Origin of the sequence: Kitasatospora sp. NPDC093558, from assembly GCF_040683475.1 — a bacterium.
Classification (GTDB): domain Bacteria; phylum Actinomycetota; class Actinomycetes; order Streptomycetales; family Streptomycetaceae; genus Kitasatospora.
Genome location: NZ_JBFBDY010001008.1, coordinates 1 through 1,756, shown reverse-complemented (window position 1 = coordinate 1,756; position 1,756 = coordinate 1). Strand labels below are relative to the sequence as shown.

The 1,756-nt window shown below is 71.1% G+C and carries 1 protein-coding gene; it reads right to left on the bottom strand.

Features of this window, described 5'->3' with window-relative positions; all coding sequences use genetic code 11:
• Window positions 1–60 precede the first annotated feature (60 nt).
• Entirely contained in the window at window positions 61–1,494 is a 1,434-nt protein-coding gene (locus AB0O00_RS37910; RefSeq protein ID WP_363659241.1) for a DUF2079 domain-containing protein, read from the bottom strand.
• Window positions 1,495–1,756 lie beyond the last annotated feature (262 nt).

Genomic DNA, 1,756 nt, shown 5'->3' with positions numbered 1-1,756 from the left:
TCACCCACGAGACCACCGACACCTACAAGCTGACGGGCGCCGGCCAGGCCAAGGGTTCGGTCACCGTCCGGTTCGCTCGATCTCCGGCGTCAGGGGCCAGCGCTTGTACGTCGGCGTCCAGGTGTCCACCATGATCCACTGGGGGTCGGGCCGGCTGGGTTCCCAGCCGAAGACGCCCACGGTGGTGCGGTTGGTGAGCTGAGGGACGAGGAGTGTGGAGGCCTGGACGGTGGCGCCGTCCGGGATACGGTCCATCAGCCGGTGGGCGACGGCGAGCCGGGGGTCGGTGCGCCAGGTCACCGGCCGGACCAGCTGCCAGAACGGGAACTGCGGCAGGAGCAGCAGGCAGATCGCCGCCGCGCCCAGGAGGTGGCGCCGTACGCTCTCCGCCCGTGCGCGCCGCGCGGCCAGGGCCTCGACGAAGGCGGCGAAGACGATCGGCATCAGCACCAGCGAGTAGTGGTAACCGGTGCCCCAGTGAACGGAGTTGGCTGAGAAGAACCGCCACACCAGCGTGGGCACCGCGACCCAGGCCAGCGAGGAGCGGAGCGCGAGGAACAGCGTGACGGCGAGCACGAGCACCAGCGTCGTCGCCTTCGGTTCGGGGGTGATCATGCCGACCGTCCCCTTGTAGAGCAGGCCCGCCAGGGTGGTGCCGGCGTCAGCACCGCTGGCCGATCCGCCGTTCGGCCCCTCGCCCGATCCGTCGACGTACGACCAGTAGGCGAAGTGCCCGCCCGGGTTGAAGGCCGGCAGGACCACCAGAATGGCGAACAGCGACCCTGCCACTCCGGCCGCCGCCGTGACGAACCCCGCCTTCCTGCTCCCCCGCCGGGCGATCAGCAGGCCGATCACCGCCACCGTGAGCCCGAGGTCCTCCTTCACCAATAGCAGCGGCAGTGCCCAACACGCTGCGGCGCGCGGCCTGTTGTCGCCGAGCGCGGCCAGCGAGAGGGCCAGCAGCGGGACGGCGAAGGCCACCTCGTGGAAGTCGTAGCCGATCGCGCTGGCGACCCCCCAGGACAGGCCGTAGCACACGCCGATCATCGCGGCCGGCCCCGAGCCCAGCGCACGTCGGGCCCAGAAGGCCAGCGGCAGCATGCCGGCGGCGACCAGTGCGGACTGCACCACGAGCAGTGTCACCGGGGTGCGCCAGACGCAGTAGAACGGGGCCACCAGCGCCAGGACCGGGGAGAAGTGGTCCCCCAGGATGGGGAAGCCCGGCGCCTTCAGCTCGGAGACGGGCAGATGCCCGTCCGCGTAGGAGCGGACCACCTGTTCGAAGATGCCCAGGTCGTAGCTGGTGGAGAGCATCCGCTCGTGGATCCGCACCGACAGCGTCGTGTAGACGGCGAAGAGGGCCCCCGCCAGGCCCCAGATCCACCACGCGCTGCCCACGATGGGCGGCAGGAGGTACGGCTGCGCTGCCGGCCGGTCGGGGCCGGACTGCCGTGGTGGGCGCGTGACGGTGGTGTCAGTGGGGGGCGCCTGCATGGTCACACCTTCCGGGAGCCGCTGTGGAGGCCGTCATCGAGGCCGGTGCAGCACGGATGCAGCACGGCGATGCACCGGGATCGACGCCCAACAAGATGTCAGCAACGGTTCGGCCCACTTGGGGAAGGAATATCGCGGGCAGCGAAGATTCAGCCGATTGGCCGCAGGATCCGCCACCGCCGCCGGGCGAGCGCCGGGACGCGTGTCGGAGGAACGGCGAAGGGGCCCGTACCGCGCATTGCGCGCGGTACGGGCCCCTACA